Source organism: Dysgonomonas sp. 511 (assembly GCF_010501105.1).
Lineage (GTDB): Bacteria > Bacteroidota > Bacteroidia > Bacteroidales > Dysgonomonadaceae > Dysgonomonas.
In genome coordinates, this window is sequence record NZ_QVMQ01000013.1 from 46,958 (window position 1) to 62,582 (window position 15,625).

Genomic DNA, 15,625 nt, shown 5'->3' on the forward strand with positions numbered 1-15,625 from the left:
ATACAATGGTATATGCTAATCCACAATATTTATTCCTGCTCTTATTGCTGATACCCCTTATCGGATGGTACATCTATAAGCTCAGGAAAATGCAGGCAACCTTCAAACTGTCGTCCGGCTTTGCTTTCGACAAAGCCCCTTCGACCATAAGGGTATATATGCGCCACTTGCCTTTTGCCTTACGCGCTATAGCGATTGCACTTATCATCATAGCATTGGCAAGGCCGCAGAGCGTAAATTCGTCCGATATATCGAAAACAGAAGGTATAGATATAATACTGGCACTCGACGTATCGAGTACAATGTTGGCTCAGGATTTTTCGCCCAACCGGCTCGATGCCGCCAAAAAAGTAGCTGCGGAGTTTATCAACGACCGTCCCAACGACAAGATCGGGCTTGTAATATTCGGAGGCGAAAGCTTTACTCAATGCCCGCTGACTACAGACCACCGCGTGTTGCTGAACCTGCTCAACGAAGTGAGATTCGGCATGATAGAAGACCGCACCGCCATAGGATTGGGGCTTGCCACATCGGTAAACAGGCTGAAAGACAGCCAGTCGAAATCGCGCGTAGTTATATTGCTTACCGACGGATCGAACAATGCCGGGCAAATAGCACCATTGACAGCAGCCGAACTCGCCGCCTCGTATGGCATCAGGGTATATACGGTAGGTGTAGGGTCGCGCGGAAACTCTATTGCGCAACTGGGCAATCAACGGATGATGGTTTCGGGCGAATTTGACGAACGCACACTTACCGAAATAGCATCCATCACAGGCGGCTCGTATTTCAGGGCAACCGACAATACCAGCCTGCTTGAGATATATGACGATATAAACGAGATGGAAAAATACCATATCAGCGTGAATACGGTTACAAAAAGAAAAGAACTATTCCCTCCTTTTGCCCTCATAGCGTTGGTGTTGGTAGGGCTCGAACTGATTACACGCCGTACATGGTTGAGAAATATTCCATAAGGGGTTGATGATGTGTATATAATAAAACAATAATTTTACAGAAATACGGCAAAATAAGACCGAACCGGCATTTGGTTTGTAACCCGTAACCTGTACTTGTAACTAAAATATATGAGCGACATAATTAAATTTGCGAATCCCGAATATCTATATCTGTTCCTTGCCATACCGCTCCTTATTGCAGGCTTTATATTCCTGAATATACGGAAACGGAAAAGCGTGGAAAAACTCGGTACATTGGCTTTAGTAAAAGCAATGATGCCCGAATTGTCACTGAAGCGTTCTTATCTTAAATTCTGGCTTACATTGGCGGCAATAGGCTTCGGCATCATTGTCATAGCCCGCCCGCAATTTGGTACAAAAGTAGAGAAAGTGGAGAAAAAGGGGATAGAGCTTGTCATCGCCATCGACGTATCGAATTCTATGCTGGCAGAAGATATAAAACCAAGCAGGCTGACAAAGGCGAAACAGATACTAACCCGCATCATCAACGAACGGCGCGACGATAAAGTGGCGATAGTCGTTTTTGCAGGAGAAGCATTTATACAACTCCCGTTGACCCCCGATACCCAGTCGGCTAAATTATTTCTGGAAACAATACAGCCCGACCTCGTTCCCGTGCAGGGTACAGCTATCGGGAGTGCTATCAATATTGCAATGACCTGTTTCTCAAACGACGAAGATATAGACAAGGCAATAGTACTGATTACCGATGGCGAAAGCCACGAAGGCGATGCCGAACAGGCTGCCGAACAAGCCGCTAAAAAAGGAGTTCATGTAAATGTAATAGGAATAGGCACTACCGAAGGTGCTATGATACCCATTGCCGAAGGTGCTACAAACATGAAGCGCGACACGCAGGGGCAACCCGTAATATCGAAACTGAACGAAGAAATGTGCCGAGAAATAGCTAAAGCCGGTAAAGGGCTTTATGCTCAGGCTGATAATTCGAACAGTGCGCTGAAAGCCTTACAAGAGGAACTGGAAAAGCTACAGAAAAAAGAGATAGACGGTATGGCATATTCGGATTATGACGAAAAATATCAGATATTTGCATGGTTTATGCTTGTCCTGCTGCTTTTGGAAGTATGTATTTTCGACAAGAAGAACAGGATATTCAGGAATATCAGGCTGTTTAAATAAATTAAAACCCAAACCTGTAATACTGTCTTTTTTTAATAGAACATTAAATGCTATTTGTTAGTTATATATCAGAATGAAGAAAACGTTACTTACCATATTATTCATAACTTTTGCTCTCGGCCTGTCGGCGCAAAAAGAAGCCCGCAAAGCTGTACGGTCGGGCAACAAGGCGTATAAAGAGCAATTATATGGCACTGCCCAGGGCGAATATGAAAAAGCATTGGGGCATGATGCATCATCGAAAGAGGCCTCATACAACCTGGCAAATACGTATTACAAGCAACAACGCTGGGATGATGCCCTCAAAGAATATGACCATTACCTCACGTTGGAAAAAGACAATCCGGAGAAAATGAGTGCAGCATGGAGCAACGTAGGGAACACATACCTGAAGAAAAAAGCAAACGAAAAGAGCCAGGCTCAAGCGATGCAAAACCAAGGCCAGCAGCCACAACAGGGAGGCCAGCAAACCGACCACCTGAAACTATCGATGGAGGCTTATAAGAATGCCCTTCGCCTGAATCCTACGGATGATGAAACCAGATACAACCTTGCCGTCGTCCAGAAAATGATTCAGGACAGGCAAAACGAGGATCAGAACCAAAACCAGGATAAACAGCAAGATCAGGATAAGCAGGACAAACAAGATCAGCAGGATAAACAGCAAGATCCGAAACAAGACAAGAAAGACCAGCAGCAAGACGAAAACCAAATGTCGCAAGACAATATGCAACAAATACTGCAAGCCATAGAACAAGACGAAAAAGCAACGCAGGAGCGGGTACAGCAACGAAAAGCTGCCGAACAGAAACAGAAGAATGAAAATAACAGAAGGCAAAATAAAGACTGGTAGGAAGATTATGTATAAGACTAATATTACGCAATATTTACTGCCGATATTCTTCGCAGCAATGTTTTGCCCTGCAATAATGCTAGGGCAGGATATTAAGCTAAAGATAGAAGCCCCCGAAAGCACTGTTGTGGGAATGGTAATCAGGGTAAGCTACATAATAGAAAGCGATACGGTGATAACGGAATCGGATGCTACAAATTTTGTATTCAAGAATATAGAAGGGTTCGAAATCCTATATGGCCCGGCTGTTTCACGGTCGTCTTCCACATCTATCGTAGGAGGCGAAAGATCTTCCAGCTACAGCATAAGATCGACATATAATCTGAAAGCATTGAAGGAAGGGGAATATACCCTACCAGCTGCCGAAATAAAATACAATGGCAAAAAGTACAAGGCGGATGCCGTTAAGGTAAAGGTGAAAACCCCGACCGACAAGCCAGAAGAAGTAGATGCTTTTATAAAAACAATAGTGTCGAAACAAAGGGTCAATCTCTCCGACACGCTCACCCTCACATACAGGCTATATACTACAAAAGAGAAAGGCCGGATCATTCACACCGACTTTCCGCAGCCAAAAGGCTTCTATGCCAGTAATGTTACTCCTTATCGGGAGGAATTTCCGATAGAAAAAATAAACGGAAAAGAATATAAGATAATCGACCTTCAAGTGCTTGTATTACAACCTCAGAAAGAGGGGACTTTTACAATTCCCGAAGGAGAAATCGTTCTGGAATTTGCAACGCCTACGGGTAAAAGGGTAAGAGATTTTTGGGGCAATTTTATTAATGAGACTATAAGAAGCGAAAAAACTATAAAGATAGAAGAGACAACAATCAGGGTGCAAGACCTGAAAGCTGTATAAATAACACTAAACAAAAGACTAAAGATAAATGATAGTGAAAAAGTATTGGTTTTTATTGATATTAATACTCATTAGCATTACCAGTGTATTTGCCGACAACATTACTTTCAGGATAAATGCGCCTCAGGCTGTTGTCGTGGGAGCAAGGACGCAAATCCAGTATGTACTGAACGGAGCAGAAACCCAAGACGAGCCGCAAATGCCAGACATTAAAGGCTTTGATGTTATATTCGGGCCATCTAAGTCTGTACAATCCTCATCTTCCGTTGTCATTCAGGGCTCGCAGGTCAGTTCGACAAATAATACCACAATAGTTTACACATACACCCTCATAGCCAAGGAAGCGGGAACATTTACAATGCCTGCCGCTACCATAAAGGTCAATGGGAAGACATACAAATCGAATACGGCACAAGTAAAAGTTTTGCCTCCCGACAAGAATGCACAACAAGACCCCGGAGGAGGAAGCCAACAACTGACGGCACCAACTTCTGCCGATGCCAACCTCAGCGCATCGGATATATTTGTCCGCATCATACCATCCAAAGTTAGATTTAAGGAACAAGAGGCTATAGTAGCCACCTTCCGGATGTATTCGGCATTGCCCATCGTGCAGTTTACCGATGCAAAGTTCCCCGAATTTGAAGGATTCATAACCGAAGACTTCGATATGAGGCTCAACCAGCAGATAGACGTCGAGCGGTACAACGGCCGCAACTATTATACCGTAAACTTCAAAAAGACACTGCTGTTTCCTCAGCGGTCGGGCAAGATTACAATCCCCAGCGGGATGATAGAAGCCATAATAAGAGTTCCTTCGGGCAGAAAGGCAAGAACCTTCACGGGACAACTGGTAGAACTTGCCGTTGAGCAGCAGCAATCGTTCCGATCCAGCCCTGTAACCCTTGATGTATCGGCATTGCCTGCCGAAAGCAAACCTGTAAATTTCTCTGGTGCAGTAGGCGATTTCTCTTTTACGCCGACAATATCGGCGCAGAAAGTAAAAGCAAACGATGCTGTCACCATCAAGCTGGATATAAAAGGTACAGGAAACCTGAAACTGATAAAAAATCCTGAGATAAAATTCCCTGACGAATTTGAGGCATACGATGCACAGGTCAATGTAGATGCGCAGCTTTCGCAAGACGGATTGACGGGAACCAGAACGGTAGAATATATGTTCATACCACGCTTGCCGGGAAAATATACCATACCTCCTATTGAGTTTTCTTACTTCGACCTGAAAAGCAATAAATATAAAACGATCTTATCGCCTGAATATACGCTCGATGTTGCAGTAGACCCAAATGCCGGAAAGAACATTTCGACCAGCTACTCCAACCAGCGTGAAGTGAAGGTAGATCAGGATATACGCTATCTGAAAACAGGAAGCCTGTCATTTAAAAATCCGAATGAATTTATAGCCGGCTCTATGTCCTATTGGCTATGGTACATCATACCATTATTGCTATTTATTACCTCCCTGATTATATATAGGAAACAGATAAAAGCGAATGCCGATATAGCCCTTATGCGCACCAAAAAAGCAAATAAAGTGGCAACCAAGCGTCTGAAACTGGCTAAACAATATCTGCAATCGGGCAAGAAAGACAATTTCTACGAAGAGATATTACGAGCCGTGTGGGGTTACCTGAGCGATAAGCTGACCATACCTGTCGCCGACCTCAATAGGGAGAATATAGAAACCGAATTGTCGAAATATGGTGTAGGTGACGAACTTACCCGTCAGTTTATAGAGATACTCGATACAGGAGAATTTGCACGTTATTCGCCATCCGGTTCGGGTGATGCTATGGACAACCTGTACAATGAAACGGTAGACGCAATAGGAAAAATGGAAAATACAATCAAAAAAATAAAATAAGACAGCCTTATGAAACAATTCATATTAACAGCTTTATTCTTATTTTCTATATATACCTGCCAGGCTCAGGATTCTATTCCTGCCGTGCAGCACAACGATTCGGTAAAAGTAGAGAATAAACAGGCAAGTGGAAACGATGCCAACGAGCTAGCCACTGTAGCCTACAACGAAGGTCGCTTCAAAGACGCGATAGCCATACTCGAAACCGCAAGGAAAGAAGGGCTGGAGAAAGGTGTGGAATCGTCTGTCTTATATTACAATTTGGGCAACGCCTATTTCAGAACCAATGATATGGGCAACGCCCGCTTGAACTATGAAAGGGCAGCCCTTCTCGATCCGGGCGACAGGGATATAAAGCACAATATAGAGTATATGCTGACCAAGATAGAAGACAAAATACTGGTGGCCGATACATTCTTCCTGCATACATGGTTCAGGGCGGCACAAAACCTGCTCAGTTCCAACGGGTGGGCTATATTATCCGTAGTCTCGTTCCTGCTACTTATCGGTAGCCTTGTATTGTTCTTTTTCAGCCGGAATGTTTTCGCTAAGAAAACAGCATTCTATATCGGGCTGTTTGCCCTCATCCTTGTCGTTTTCGGCAATATATTCACATTTAAACAAAAAGATAAGATAGAACATCGCCAAACCGCAGTTATTATGTCCGGTACAGCGCCTATACTTAGTTCGCCCGATATAAACAGTAAGGAATTATTCACCCTTCACCCGGGAACAAAAGTATATGTGACCAAAGAAGACCGTAGCTGGCTCGAAATCGAAATCGACAACGGACATATAGGCTGGGTTCAGCGCGAAAAGCTGGAAATCATTTAGAATAAGAAAAAAAGGTAGCTGTCTGCCTTCACAAAACCGAAATTTTGCACATGAGTATTGTCGAGAAGATATTACCTTATGAAAAAAAAATATTCCTGTGGCTCAACGATCATCACACCGATTATTGGGACGCTTTCATGTGGCTATATAGCGACCGGCATACATGGTGGCTGCTGGGGCTTGTAACTATATTCGTCTTCTTTTTTAAGAATAAATGGCAGGAGGCTTTCCTCCTGATTTTTTGTGCGGTACTTATCGGTTTTTTTTGTGACAGCATCCCCACCAATATCATCAAGCCCTTCTTCGAACGCTTCCGTCCATCGCACCATCCCGATTTTTCGCACTTAGTAGACATTGTAAACAATTACCGGGGAGGTCCGTATGGGTTTATATCCATACATGTAGCCAATGGATTTGGCATTGCAGTATTTGCATCACTATTGCTCAGATACAGATATTTTACCCTCGTCATCATAAGTTGGGTTTGTATCACAGCCTATTCGCGCATATATCTTGGCGTACACTTCGTTTCGGATGTGGTTGGCGGCGCTGTATGGGGCTCGCTTACCGGGTTTCTCGTTTATTATATATATTTAACCTGCCGTCGCTATTTACTCAAAATACCTGAAGGGAGAATCAAAAATCCGATATACTCGGAAGAAAGAGCACACATCTTAATGGCAACTATAGGAATTACTATTCTATTTATCTCCATTTATAGCATATTTTTCAATATTCCCTCATAGAAGGCATTGTTTTTCAGAAAAGATTTTTATAACTTTAGAACATATTCCTAATCAATATGTACCATTTAAAACGTATAGAGTATGACTAAAGTTATTGCATTTTCAGAACTTCGCAAAATCAAAGACAGTTTGCCAGACGGAAGCATACAAAAGATAGCCGAGGCATTGCAAGTGCCTGCGGAAACAGTTCGGAACTATTTCGGAGGTTCGAGTTACGATAAAGGACAAAGTTGCGGTGTACATATAGAGCCCGGTCCTGATGGCGGATACGTTTCGCTCGACGACACCACGATATTGGACATGGCTCTTGAGTTAGTCGAAACAAAGGAAGCCTAAAAAAGGAGGAGGAAAAAGAAACAGAGAGATGAATACCCAAAAGGATTCATCTCTTTTAGAATAGAAAAGATATTTCCTGACAGCAGCTAAGAGGTAAGACGGAACTAAAATGGTACTTTTAGTGTTAACTCATAAATAACAAAATAATTATGGAGGATAAATTTGTAACGTTGGCCATTCATACCGACGAAAAAGCCAGGATTTTGAAAAACGTACTCGAAGCCGAAAACATCGAAGTACACATAGACAGCATAGATATCACCAACCCGAAAGTATCGCCGGGTGTGCGTATCCGTATCAAAGAGACAGACCTGCCCAAAGCGCTGAATGTAGTGGAAAGCCGCCACCTGTTCAGCTACGACCACGAGGAAACTTACCGTACCGACGATGGGCGCAGACGCGTACTTGTCCCTGTCGACTTTTCCGACTATTCGCTCAAGGCCTGCCGTATAGCCTTCAATCTGGCAAAGGAGCTGAATGCCAAAGTCAAGATATTGCACGTTTATTTCAACCCTTATTACCCTACAGCCCTACCTATGGCTGAGGCCTTTGCCTATCAGGGAAAAGAGGAAATTGAATTTCAGAACGTAATAGAGAAGGTAAAAGAAAATATACAGAAGCTATGCAACACGATAGACAAAAAGGTGTCGGAAGGCGAGTTTCCTGCCGTAAACTATTCGTATGTATTGCGCGAAGGGCTACCGGAAGAAGAAATCGTGAACTTCACCAAGGAATATAAGCCTACCCTGATAGTAATGGGCACAAGAGGAAAAGACCAGAAAGATGCCGACCTGATAGGTAGCGTAACGGCCGAGGTCATAGAAATGACGCATGTGCCACTGATTGCCATTCCTGAGAAAACTCCGTTCACAGACTTCAAAGAGGTAAGGCACATCGCTTTCCTTACCAACTTTAGCCAGCGCGACCTCGTTTCTTTCGACCTGTTGGTCAAATTGCTCGAACCATTCGAAGATATAAGGATTTCCATCACCCATATATCTATAAAAAAGGGTGACCAGTGGGACGAAATAAAACTGGAAGGTATAAAAGCATATTTCCAGAAGCAATATCCGAACCTCAATCTCGATTATAAGTTGATAGATACAAGCGATATGCTTTCGAGCCTCGATGAATATATAAAGAACGACGGAGTGCAGGTTCTTGCTTTGACAACCAGCAAACGCAATATATTTGCCCGGATGTTCAGTCCGAGCATCTCGCGCAAGATGTTGTTCCACTCCGATACGCCATTGCTTGTATTAAGGGGATAATTATAAAAAGAGTACACCCTACGGGCAGTTACGAGTATCTGGCTGTAGGGTGTAGCAACTTGTAACTTTCGGCAGAATAGTTTTTTATGGCGCGACTGTTATTCTTCACATTCTCTTTTTTCTTTTGCACCTGTTGCTTCTGCATTCCCGGCGATTCTATACCAAAGGATGCAGTTAAATTCCATAGCTTCAAGAATAATGTAATACTCAACGGATATATTAACGATACCATCCCGATAAAAGCGATGCTCGACATCGGTGCGTGGGGGCTGGCTGTACCCGAACGTTTCAGAAAAGACGGGGAGAACAGGAAGCAGTTTGAGCAGATAAGGTTTTCAACCGGAAAATGGGCAAAGACAATGCCTGCTACGTTTATGAATGCCAATAGTCAGTTTTTGAAATGGTATGGAGACGAATGTGTATTGCTGGGGTGGGACTTCTTCAACAGGCGGATTATGGAGATATCGTATAAAGGTCACTACATAAGGGAGTTGAGCCGCCGGGAGCTGAATGGACTGTCGGGATACGACACCATTCATTACGAAAACCGGGGCAGGAGACTGCTTGTAAATGCAAACGTAACAATCGGAGGAAAAGAAATAAAAGGAAAATACTGGATAGACACAGGGCTTAACGGTACACTATTCTTTACCCACGATGTACTAGCCCGTTACAATATCAACCTGGAAAAAGCAAAAGAGGGGCGGGCAAAGAATCTTGATGTCAACCGTACAAAAGTCAACCTTGTAAAAGCAGATTCGATACAAGTAGGTAACAGCCTGTTGACTGATAAAGATGTTATATTCTCCCAATCGGAATGGTTTGTGTTCAAAGAGAACGAACTGTATGTGGGTTTGATAGGCAATCAGTTCTTCAAATATTTCTCGGTGATTTTCGATTTCCGGGAAAACGTACTGTACCTCAAACCTGTGGGAAACTAGATTGCGGATTCGTATTTTCTTAGTTTTACTTTATCTATATAGTACGGATAATAAGCGTATTGCCGGGTAAAAAGTAACAGTGTGGAAAAACGGAAAATAGTGTTACTTTTGTTACTTTTTCCGTTGGTATTTAGCTTATAGCCAATAGCTATTAGCTCTACATAAGGGACGAAAACTTGTTTACTGATCGCTGAAAAAACGTTACATTTGTTACTTTTTTAGCCTTGTTCCCCAATCCCTGCCCCTTAGACGGAGTTGGACAGGTGAGGAAAGGAACACAAAATATTCGTACCAAAATGAGATATACTTTAATTGCCTTATTCGCCTGTTTGCTGTTCTCATTATCCATATTGGCTACAGAACGCTATTACTTTACCAACCTGTCTTTAAAAGATGGATTGTCGCAGATCACGGTCACCTGTATCTATCAGGATAAGAAAGGTTTTATGTGGTTTGGTACGCGCAACGGGCTTAACCGTTACGATGGATACAAGTTTGATACATACATCCTTCATCCCGGTAACGATTCTTCCATAAGCGACAACCATGTATTCTGTATAACAGAAGATAATGAAGGCAATCTCTGGGTGGGAACCAATCACGGGCTCAATAAGCTGGATTTATCGACAGGCAGGGTGCAGCAGTATTACTCAGAAGAGGGCAATGCTAAATCCCTCTCCAACAATATGGTGCTTTCACTGTGTAGCGACGAAAAAGGGAATATATGGGTAGGAACTGGCAGCGGACTCAATCGTTACGAGAGCAATACCGACTCTTTCGTGCGTATCGGGCAGAATGGCATATTACAGAAGAATCCTGTCTACGGATTGGCATATAAGAACGGCAAACTATATCTGGGTACACACCTACATGGGCTCGTCGAATACCAGATATCGGAAGAAAAACTATCGGAGTTGCAAGGCACACCTGTACACATCAGGTCTGTCTTTGTCGATCACTTTGATAATCTTTGGATTGGCACACAAGACCGGGGCGTATTTTTATTGAAAAAAAACAGTAGCGATTTTATTGTCTGCAATACAGGTAACGGGTTGACAAACAATTATGTGCGCAGTATTGCTGAGTCTCCCGACGGCAATACCGTACTGGTGGGTACTTTCAATGGACTGAATGTAATAGACATCAAGACAGGACAGATAGAACAGTACAAAGACTATGATTCCGAAAATGGAAAGCTTAGCCACTACTCTATATTCAGCCTGTATTTCGACAGGTCGCAGACATTGTGGGTCGGCACATATGCCGGAGGTATCGACTATCATAGTGCCTATGGCGAAAGGTTCCGCTACTACAATCCTGCCCAGAAGACCAAGGCGATAACAGGCATTATAGGCCCGATGGTAGAAACAGAAGATTTCCTCTATATAGCCACCGAAGGGAGCGGCTTGCTGGAAATGGATAAAAAGACCGAAGGCTATAAAATATACAGGCTTTACGACGATAGGGACGGAGCTTATGCCCGTAACATCTTAAAATCCCTCTATCTCGATGGCGATAAGATACTATGCGGTACCAATGCCGGCACTATCTACAGTTTCGACCTGAAGACCAGACGCTTTTCGCTCTTTCACGATTTCAAGAGCCAGAACGGAATTTATTATATCGGCAGGAACAGGCAAGGGGATATCGTTGCCGGCGGAGTAAACCAGATAGGGTTGGTGTTTTTCTCCGGAGGCAAGGTTCGGGACAGCTTCCCTCTTAAAGATGGCAAGCAGGTATCTATCCCCAATATCAGGTGTGTACTAGAAATCGCAAAGGATGTTTACCTGATAGGAAGCCGCAACGACGGGTTGTATTATTACGATATGAACACGGGAGATTTGAAGCAATATACAGCCTCATCTTCTTCTGTTCAGGAAAATTGCCTGCCCGAAAATTATATTACCAGTATCTACAAAGACACTACAGGCAACATCTGGATAGGGACATTCGGCGGCGGCTTTTGCCTGTTCGACTTAGAGGCGGGAACATTCAAAACCTACAATACATCGGATGGTTTGCTCGATAATAATGTCTGTACCATTATCGAAAACAACCATGAATTGTGGATAAGCACCATCTCGGGTATAACTGATTTCGACCTGATACATAAGTCGTTCAAGAACTATACATATTCAAGCGGTATCAGCGTGAATGAATTTACACCCCATGCCGGGATCAGGCTATCGGACAATCGGATAATGTTTAGCGGCAACAATGGGTTCCTGTCTTTCGAACCCGACAAAATCTCATATAATCCCTATGTGCCGCCCGTTATCCTGGAAAACCTCTATGTAAACAATGAGGTGGTTCCGGTGGGAGGGCATATCCTGCAAAAGCTGCTGGAGGGACAACAGGAACTGACTTTGAAGTATAACGAAACGAATATAGCAATAGAATATAGCGCGTTGAACTATATATTTTCCAATAAGAATGAATATGCTTACAAGCTCGAAGGATTCGATGCCGATTGGAATAACGTAGGCACACGGCGTATTGCATATTATACGAATATACCTCCCGGGGAGTACCGCTTTGTAGTCAGAGGTACAAACAACGATGGCGTATGGAACAACGAAGGGGCTTCTGTTTCTATCACCGTATTGCCTCCGCTTTGGAAAACATGGTGGGCATATACCCTCTATATTCTCTTTGCGGTAGGAGTCATAGCGTTTATATATAGGTATTTCAGCGAGAAGAAACGCCTGCAAAATGACATAAAACTCAGGCAGGCGGAAGCTAAGGCACAGGCAGAATTTCACGAGGAAAGAAATAAGCTGTTTACAAACTTCTCTCACGAGTTGAGGACTCCCCTTACACTGATTCTCAGTCCTCTCGAAGATATGATGGAGAAGCCGGAACTTGTTCCTCAGCCGATGGAAAACAAGATCCATCTCATGCGAAGCAATGCACAGCGTTTGTTGAGGCTGGTAAACAACCTGATGGATTTCCAAAAGCAGGAAAGCGGAACAATGAAGCTCAGGGTGAGCGAAGGCGATTTTGTGGAATTTACAGAAGAAATGATTGTCTTGTTCAAAGAGTTGGCAGCCTCGCGCGGTATTTCGTTTACCTTCCAGCATTCGGTAGACAGTATAGATTACTGGTTCGATACGAACCTGATGGAAAAGGTTTATTTCAACTTCCTGTCGAATGCCTTCAAAAATGTGCCGAATGGTGGCGCGGTGAATGTCGGGCTGGAAATCGTTCCGTTGGATACCTTGAAGCAAAGAATTCCGGTCAAGGCAGTTGGTTTTGATAACGCGGGCATCCGGTATATTCTGTTGCGGATAGACGATACGGGGGCTGGTATTGCCGGGAGCGAACTTGAAAAAATATTTGCCCCATTCTATCAGGTTGCGCAAAACGAGCATTCGGCATCGGGAACGGGGCTTGGGCTGAGTTTGAGCAAATCTATTATCGAAATGCACCACGGAGTTATCTGGGCTGAGAGTGTGGTGGGGCAAGGCGCAAGTTTCAGGTGTATCCTTCCTGTAGATAAGAGCCTGTACTCGGATGAGGATTTCGACGATGTTAAAAGAGAGGATAAACCTGCCTCTACGATAGAAGTTAGAGGCACTTCAGAAAAAGTGGAAGAAACAGATACACGGAAGTTATACTCAATTCTTGTAGTAGAAGACAATCCCGATGTACGCAACTATATTATATCCCACCTTAGGGAAGAATACAACATACAGTTTGCGGCAGATGGCGCAGAGGCGATTGACAAAGCGGTGAAGCACCTGCCCGACCTTATCATTTCGGATGTAATGATGCCGAAGATGGACGGTATGGAGATGGCGGCAACCTTGAAGGGCGACTTACGCACAGGGCATATCCCTATTATTATGATTACGGCAAAAGCTATGCCCGATGATATGAAAGAAGGCTATAACGTAGGTGCCGACGATTATATAACCAAGCCATTCAACGCCTCGGTATTGGTTGCCCGGGTAAGGAATATAATACGGTCGAGAGAATCGTTGAAGGAGATTTATGGCAAACGCTTCTCTCTCGAATCGTTGGGCGTAGAAACCACATCTGCCGACGACCGTTTTATGCAGAAGCTATATGACGCCATAGAGAAGAATGTCTCGAATCCCGAACTCAATCTCGATAGTTTCTCCAAGGAGATAGGGATGAGCAAAGCAAACCTCTATAGGAAGATAAAAATGTTGACCAATCTTTCGCCTACTGAGTTTATACGCAATTTCCGTTTGGAGATGGCGGCAAAGATAATGAACGAAACACGGCTTTCGGTATCGGAAGTATATGTTGCGGTCGGTTTTAGCAGCCATGCTTATTTTTCTAACTGCTTTAAGGCACTTTACGGAATATCGCCTACCGAGTATATGAACCGGATTTCGGAGGGAAAATAGGTGGAGATTTTGGTGGGCGAACTAAAATTGAAAAGATTTGATTGATTTTCGATAATGGAAATGGGCTTTATTTATCATTTTTGTAACTGTCTTTTGTCTGATAATTCTAAAAACAATATAATATAACAGTTATGAAAAGAACCTATTTCTTAATACTAATTATCCCTGTCATTTTCCTCTGCTGCAAAAAGACGAACGATGCGCCTGGCGACATCGTAAAAAGCGACTTCGACTTTGCAGCTAAGCAGCTAACCTTTGCAATGGAAGAAACGGAAAAAGGCATAGCCAACGAATCTCAGGAGAGCAAAGCAAAGAGAGAGAAAAAGGGCTATGGGCCATTGGTCTCGCCCCGTTCGATAGAAGAAACCGGCGAACTGATATTAGTTCCGTCGCGCGACTGGACGAGCGGATTCTTTCCCGGTGAGCTATGGTATATGTACGAATACACCAAAGACCCGAAATGGGAAGCAGCAGCACGCAAATATACCGCGCGTATAGAGCCCGAGAAGAAAAACGGTACTACTCACGATATGGGATTCAAGGTATATTGCAGTTTCGGCAATGGATATCGTCTGACGAAGGACGAAGCCTATAAGGAAGTCTTGATAGAATCGGCTTATACCTTAGCTACCCGCTTTAAACCGGATGCAGGCATAATCCGTTCGTGGGATCATAGCCGCAGCAAATGGGATTGTCCTGTAATTATCGACAATATGATGAACCTCGAACTGCTCTTCTGGGCATTTGGGGAGACTAAAGACTCTACACTTTACAAGATTGCGGTGAGCCATGCCGATATGACTCTTAAGAACCATTTCCGCGAAGACTACAGCTCGTATCATGTCATTGATTACGATACTATTACCGGAAACGTTCTGAAGAAGAATACTCATCAGGGCTATGCTCACGAGTCGGCTTGGTCGCGCGGGCAGGCATGGGCCGTATATGGTTACACTATGTGCTATCGCGAAACGGGGCGTACTGCATATTTAGATCAAGCCAAGAATGTAGTTAACTATATCTTTACGCACCCGAATATGCCCGACGACCTTATCCCTTATTGGGACTATGATGCGCCTGAAATACCAAATGAGCCAAGGGATGTATCTGCTGCCACCTGTACAGCTTCGGCATTGTACGAACTCAGTATGTATGATAAAGAAAATGCTGCTAAGTATAAGGCTTGGGCTGATACCATATTGCTGAACCTCTCTAAGCATTATCTGGCAAAAGAAGGCAGTACTTATGGCTTCCTGCTTCTGCACAGTACAGGCTCTAAGCCGGGTAAGTTTGAAGTAGACCAACCGTTGGCTTACGCAGACTACTACTTCCTCGAAGCGTTGTTGAGGAAACAAAAGCTTGAGGCATCGGGCTCGGTCTTTTAGGTTGTTAAGGTAAAAG

Annotated in this window: 12 protein-coding genes; all 12 read left to right on the forward strand. The window is 43.7% G+C overall.

Features of this window, described 5'->3' with window-relative positions; translation table 11 throughout:
- Positions 1-5 precede the first annotated feature (5 nt).
- The gene (locus tag D0T57_RS07835; protein WP_163272573.1) at positions 6-977 is read left to right on the forward strand and encodes a VWA domain-containing protein; all 972 of its coding nucleotides are present in this window, start codon (positions 6-8) and stop codon (positions 975-977) included.
- Between the two features lie 120 nt (positions 978-1,097).
- A complete protein-coding gene (locus tag D0T57_RS07840) occupies positions 1,098-2,120 on the forward strand; it encodes a VWA domain-containing protein (protein WP_368666907.1) in 1,023 nt (340 codons plus the stop codon).
- Between the two features lie 73 nt (positions 2,121-2,193).
- Positions 2,194-2,973, forward strand: coding sequence for a tetratricopeptide repeat protein (locus D0T57_RS07845; protein WP_163272577.1), 780 nt, complete (start codon positions 2,194-2,196; stop codon positions 2,971-2,973).
- Positions 2,939-3,835: a BatD family protein gene (locus D0T57_RS07850; RefSeq protein WP_163272579.1), complete on the forward strand. Its 897-nt coding sequence runs from the start codon at positions 2,939-2,941 to the stop codon at positions 3,833-3,835. The genes D0T57_RS07845 and D0T57_RS07850 overlap by 35 nt, the downstream gene beginning before the upstream one ends.
- Before the next feature lie 28 nt (positions 3,836-3,863).
- A complete protein-coding gene (locus tag D0T57_RS07855; RefSeq protein ID WP_185154645.1) occupies positions 3,864-5,720 on the forward strand; it encodes a BatD family protein in 1,857 nt (618 codons plus the stop codon).
- Positions 5,721-5,729: 9 nt separating this feature from the next.
- Positions 5,730-6,554 (forward strand): tetratricopeptide repeat protein, encoded by an 825-nt coding sequence (locus D0T57_RS07860; protein ID WP_163272581.1) that lies wholly within the window; start codon positions 5,730-5,732, stop codon positions 6,552-6,554.
- Between the two features lie 50 nt (positions 6,555-6,604).
- The gene (locus D0T57_RS07865) at positions 6,605-7,300 is read left to right on the forward strand and encodes a phosphatase PAP2 family protein (RefSeq protein ID WP_163272583.1); all 696 of its coding nucleotides are present in this window, start codon (positions 6,605-6,607) and stop codon (positions 7,298-7,300) included.
- Positions 7,301-7,381: 81 nt separating this feature from the next.
- Entirely contained in the window at positions 7,382-7,636 is a 255-nt protein-coding gene (locus tag D0T57_RS07870) for a DNA-binding protein (protein ID WP_163272585.1), read from the forward strand.
- Positions 7,637-7,785: 149 nt separating this feature from the next.
- Positions 7,786-8,907: a universal stress protein gene (locus tag D0T57_RS07875; protein WP_163272587.1), complete on the forward strand. Its 1,122-nt coding sequence runs from the start codon at positions 7,786-7,788 to the stop codon at positions 8,905-8,907.
- Positions 8,908-8,993: 86 nt separating this feature from the next.
- On the forward strand, positions 8,994-9,848 hold the full coding sequence (locus tag D0T57_RS07880; RefSeq protein ID WP_163272589.1) for an aspartyl protease family protein: 855 nt from the start codon (positions 8,994-8,996) through the stop codon (positions 9,846-9,848).
- Between the two features lie 296 nt (positions 9,849-10,144).
- Positions 10,145-14,224 (forward strand): hybrid sensor histidine kinase/response regulator transcription factor, encoded by a 4,080-nt coding sequence (locus D0T57_RS07885; RefSeq protein WP_163272591.1) that lies wholly within the window; start codon positions 10,145-10,147, stop codon positions 14,222-14,224.
- Between the two features lie 131 nt (positions 14,225-14,355).
- Positions 14,356-15,609 carry a glycoside hydrolase family 88 protein gene (locus D0T57_RS07890; RefSeq protein WP_163272593.1) on the forward strand — a complete coding sequence of 418 codons (1,254 nt, stop codon included), beginning with the start codon at positions 14,356-14,358 and terminating at the stop codon, positions 15,607-15,609.
- Positions 15,610-15,625 lie beyond the last annotated feature (16 nt).

Coding starts and splice junctions, on each gene's coding strand:
- D0T57_RS07835 (WP_163272573.1), top strand. CDS start 6: ATGGTATATGCTAATCCACAATATTTATTCCTGCTCTTATTGCTGATA.
- D0T57_RS07845 (WP_163272577.1), top strand. CDS start 2,194: ATGAAGAAAACGTTACTTACCATATTATTCATAACTTTTGCTCTCGGC.
- D0T57_RS07850 (WP_163272579.1), top strand. CDS start 2,939: ATGAAAATAACAGAAGGCAAAATAAAGACTGGTAGGAAGATTATGTAT.
- D0T57_RS07855 (WP_185154645.1), top strand. CDS start 3,864: ATGATAGTGAAAAAGTATTGGTTTTTATTGATATTAATACTCATTAGC.
- D0T57_RS07860 (WP_163272581.1), top strand. CDS start 5,730: ATGAAACAATTCATATTAACAGCTTTATTCTTATTTTCTATATATACC.
- D0T57_RS07865 (WP_163272583.1), top strand. CDS start 6,605: ATGAGTATTGTCGAGAAGATATTACCTTATGAAAAAAAAATATTCCTG.
- D0T57_RS07870 (WP_163272585.1), top strand. CDS start 7,382: ATGACTAAAGTTATTGCATTTTCAGAACTTCGCAAAATCAAAGACAGT.
- D0T57_RS07875 (WP_163272587.1), top strand. CDS start 7,786: ATGGAGGATAAATTTGTAACGTTGGCCATTCATACCGACGAAAAAGCC.
- D0T57_RS07880 (WP_163272589.1), top strand. CDS start 8,994: ATGGCGCGACTGTTATTCTTCACATTCTCTTTTTTCTTTTGCACCTGT.
- D0T57_RS07885 (WP_163272591.1), top strand. CDS start 10,145: ATGAGATATACTTTAATTGCCTTATTCGCCTGTTTGCTGTTCTCATTA.
- D0T57_RS07890 (WP_163272593.1), top strand. CDS start 14,356: ATGAAAAGAACCTATTTCTTAATACTAATTATCCCTGTCATTTTCCTC.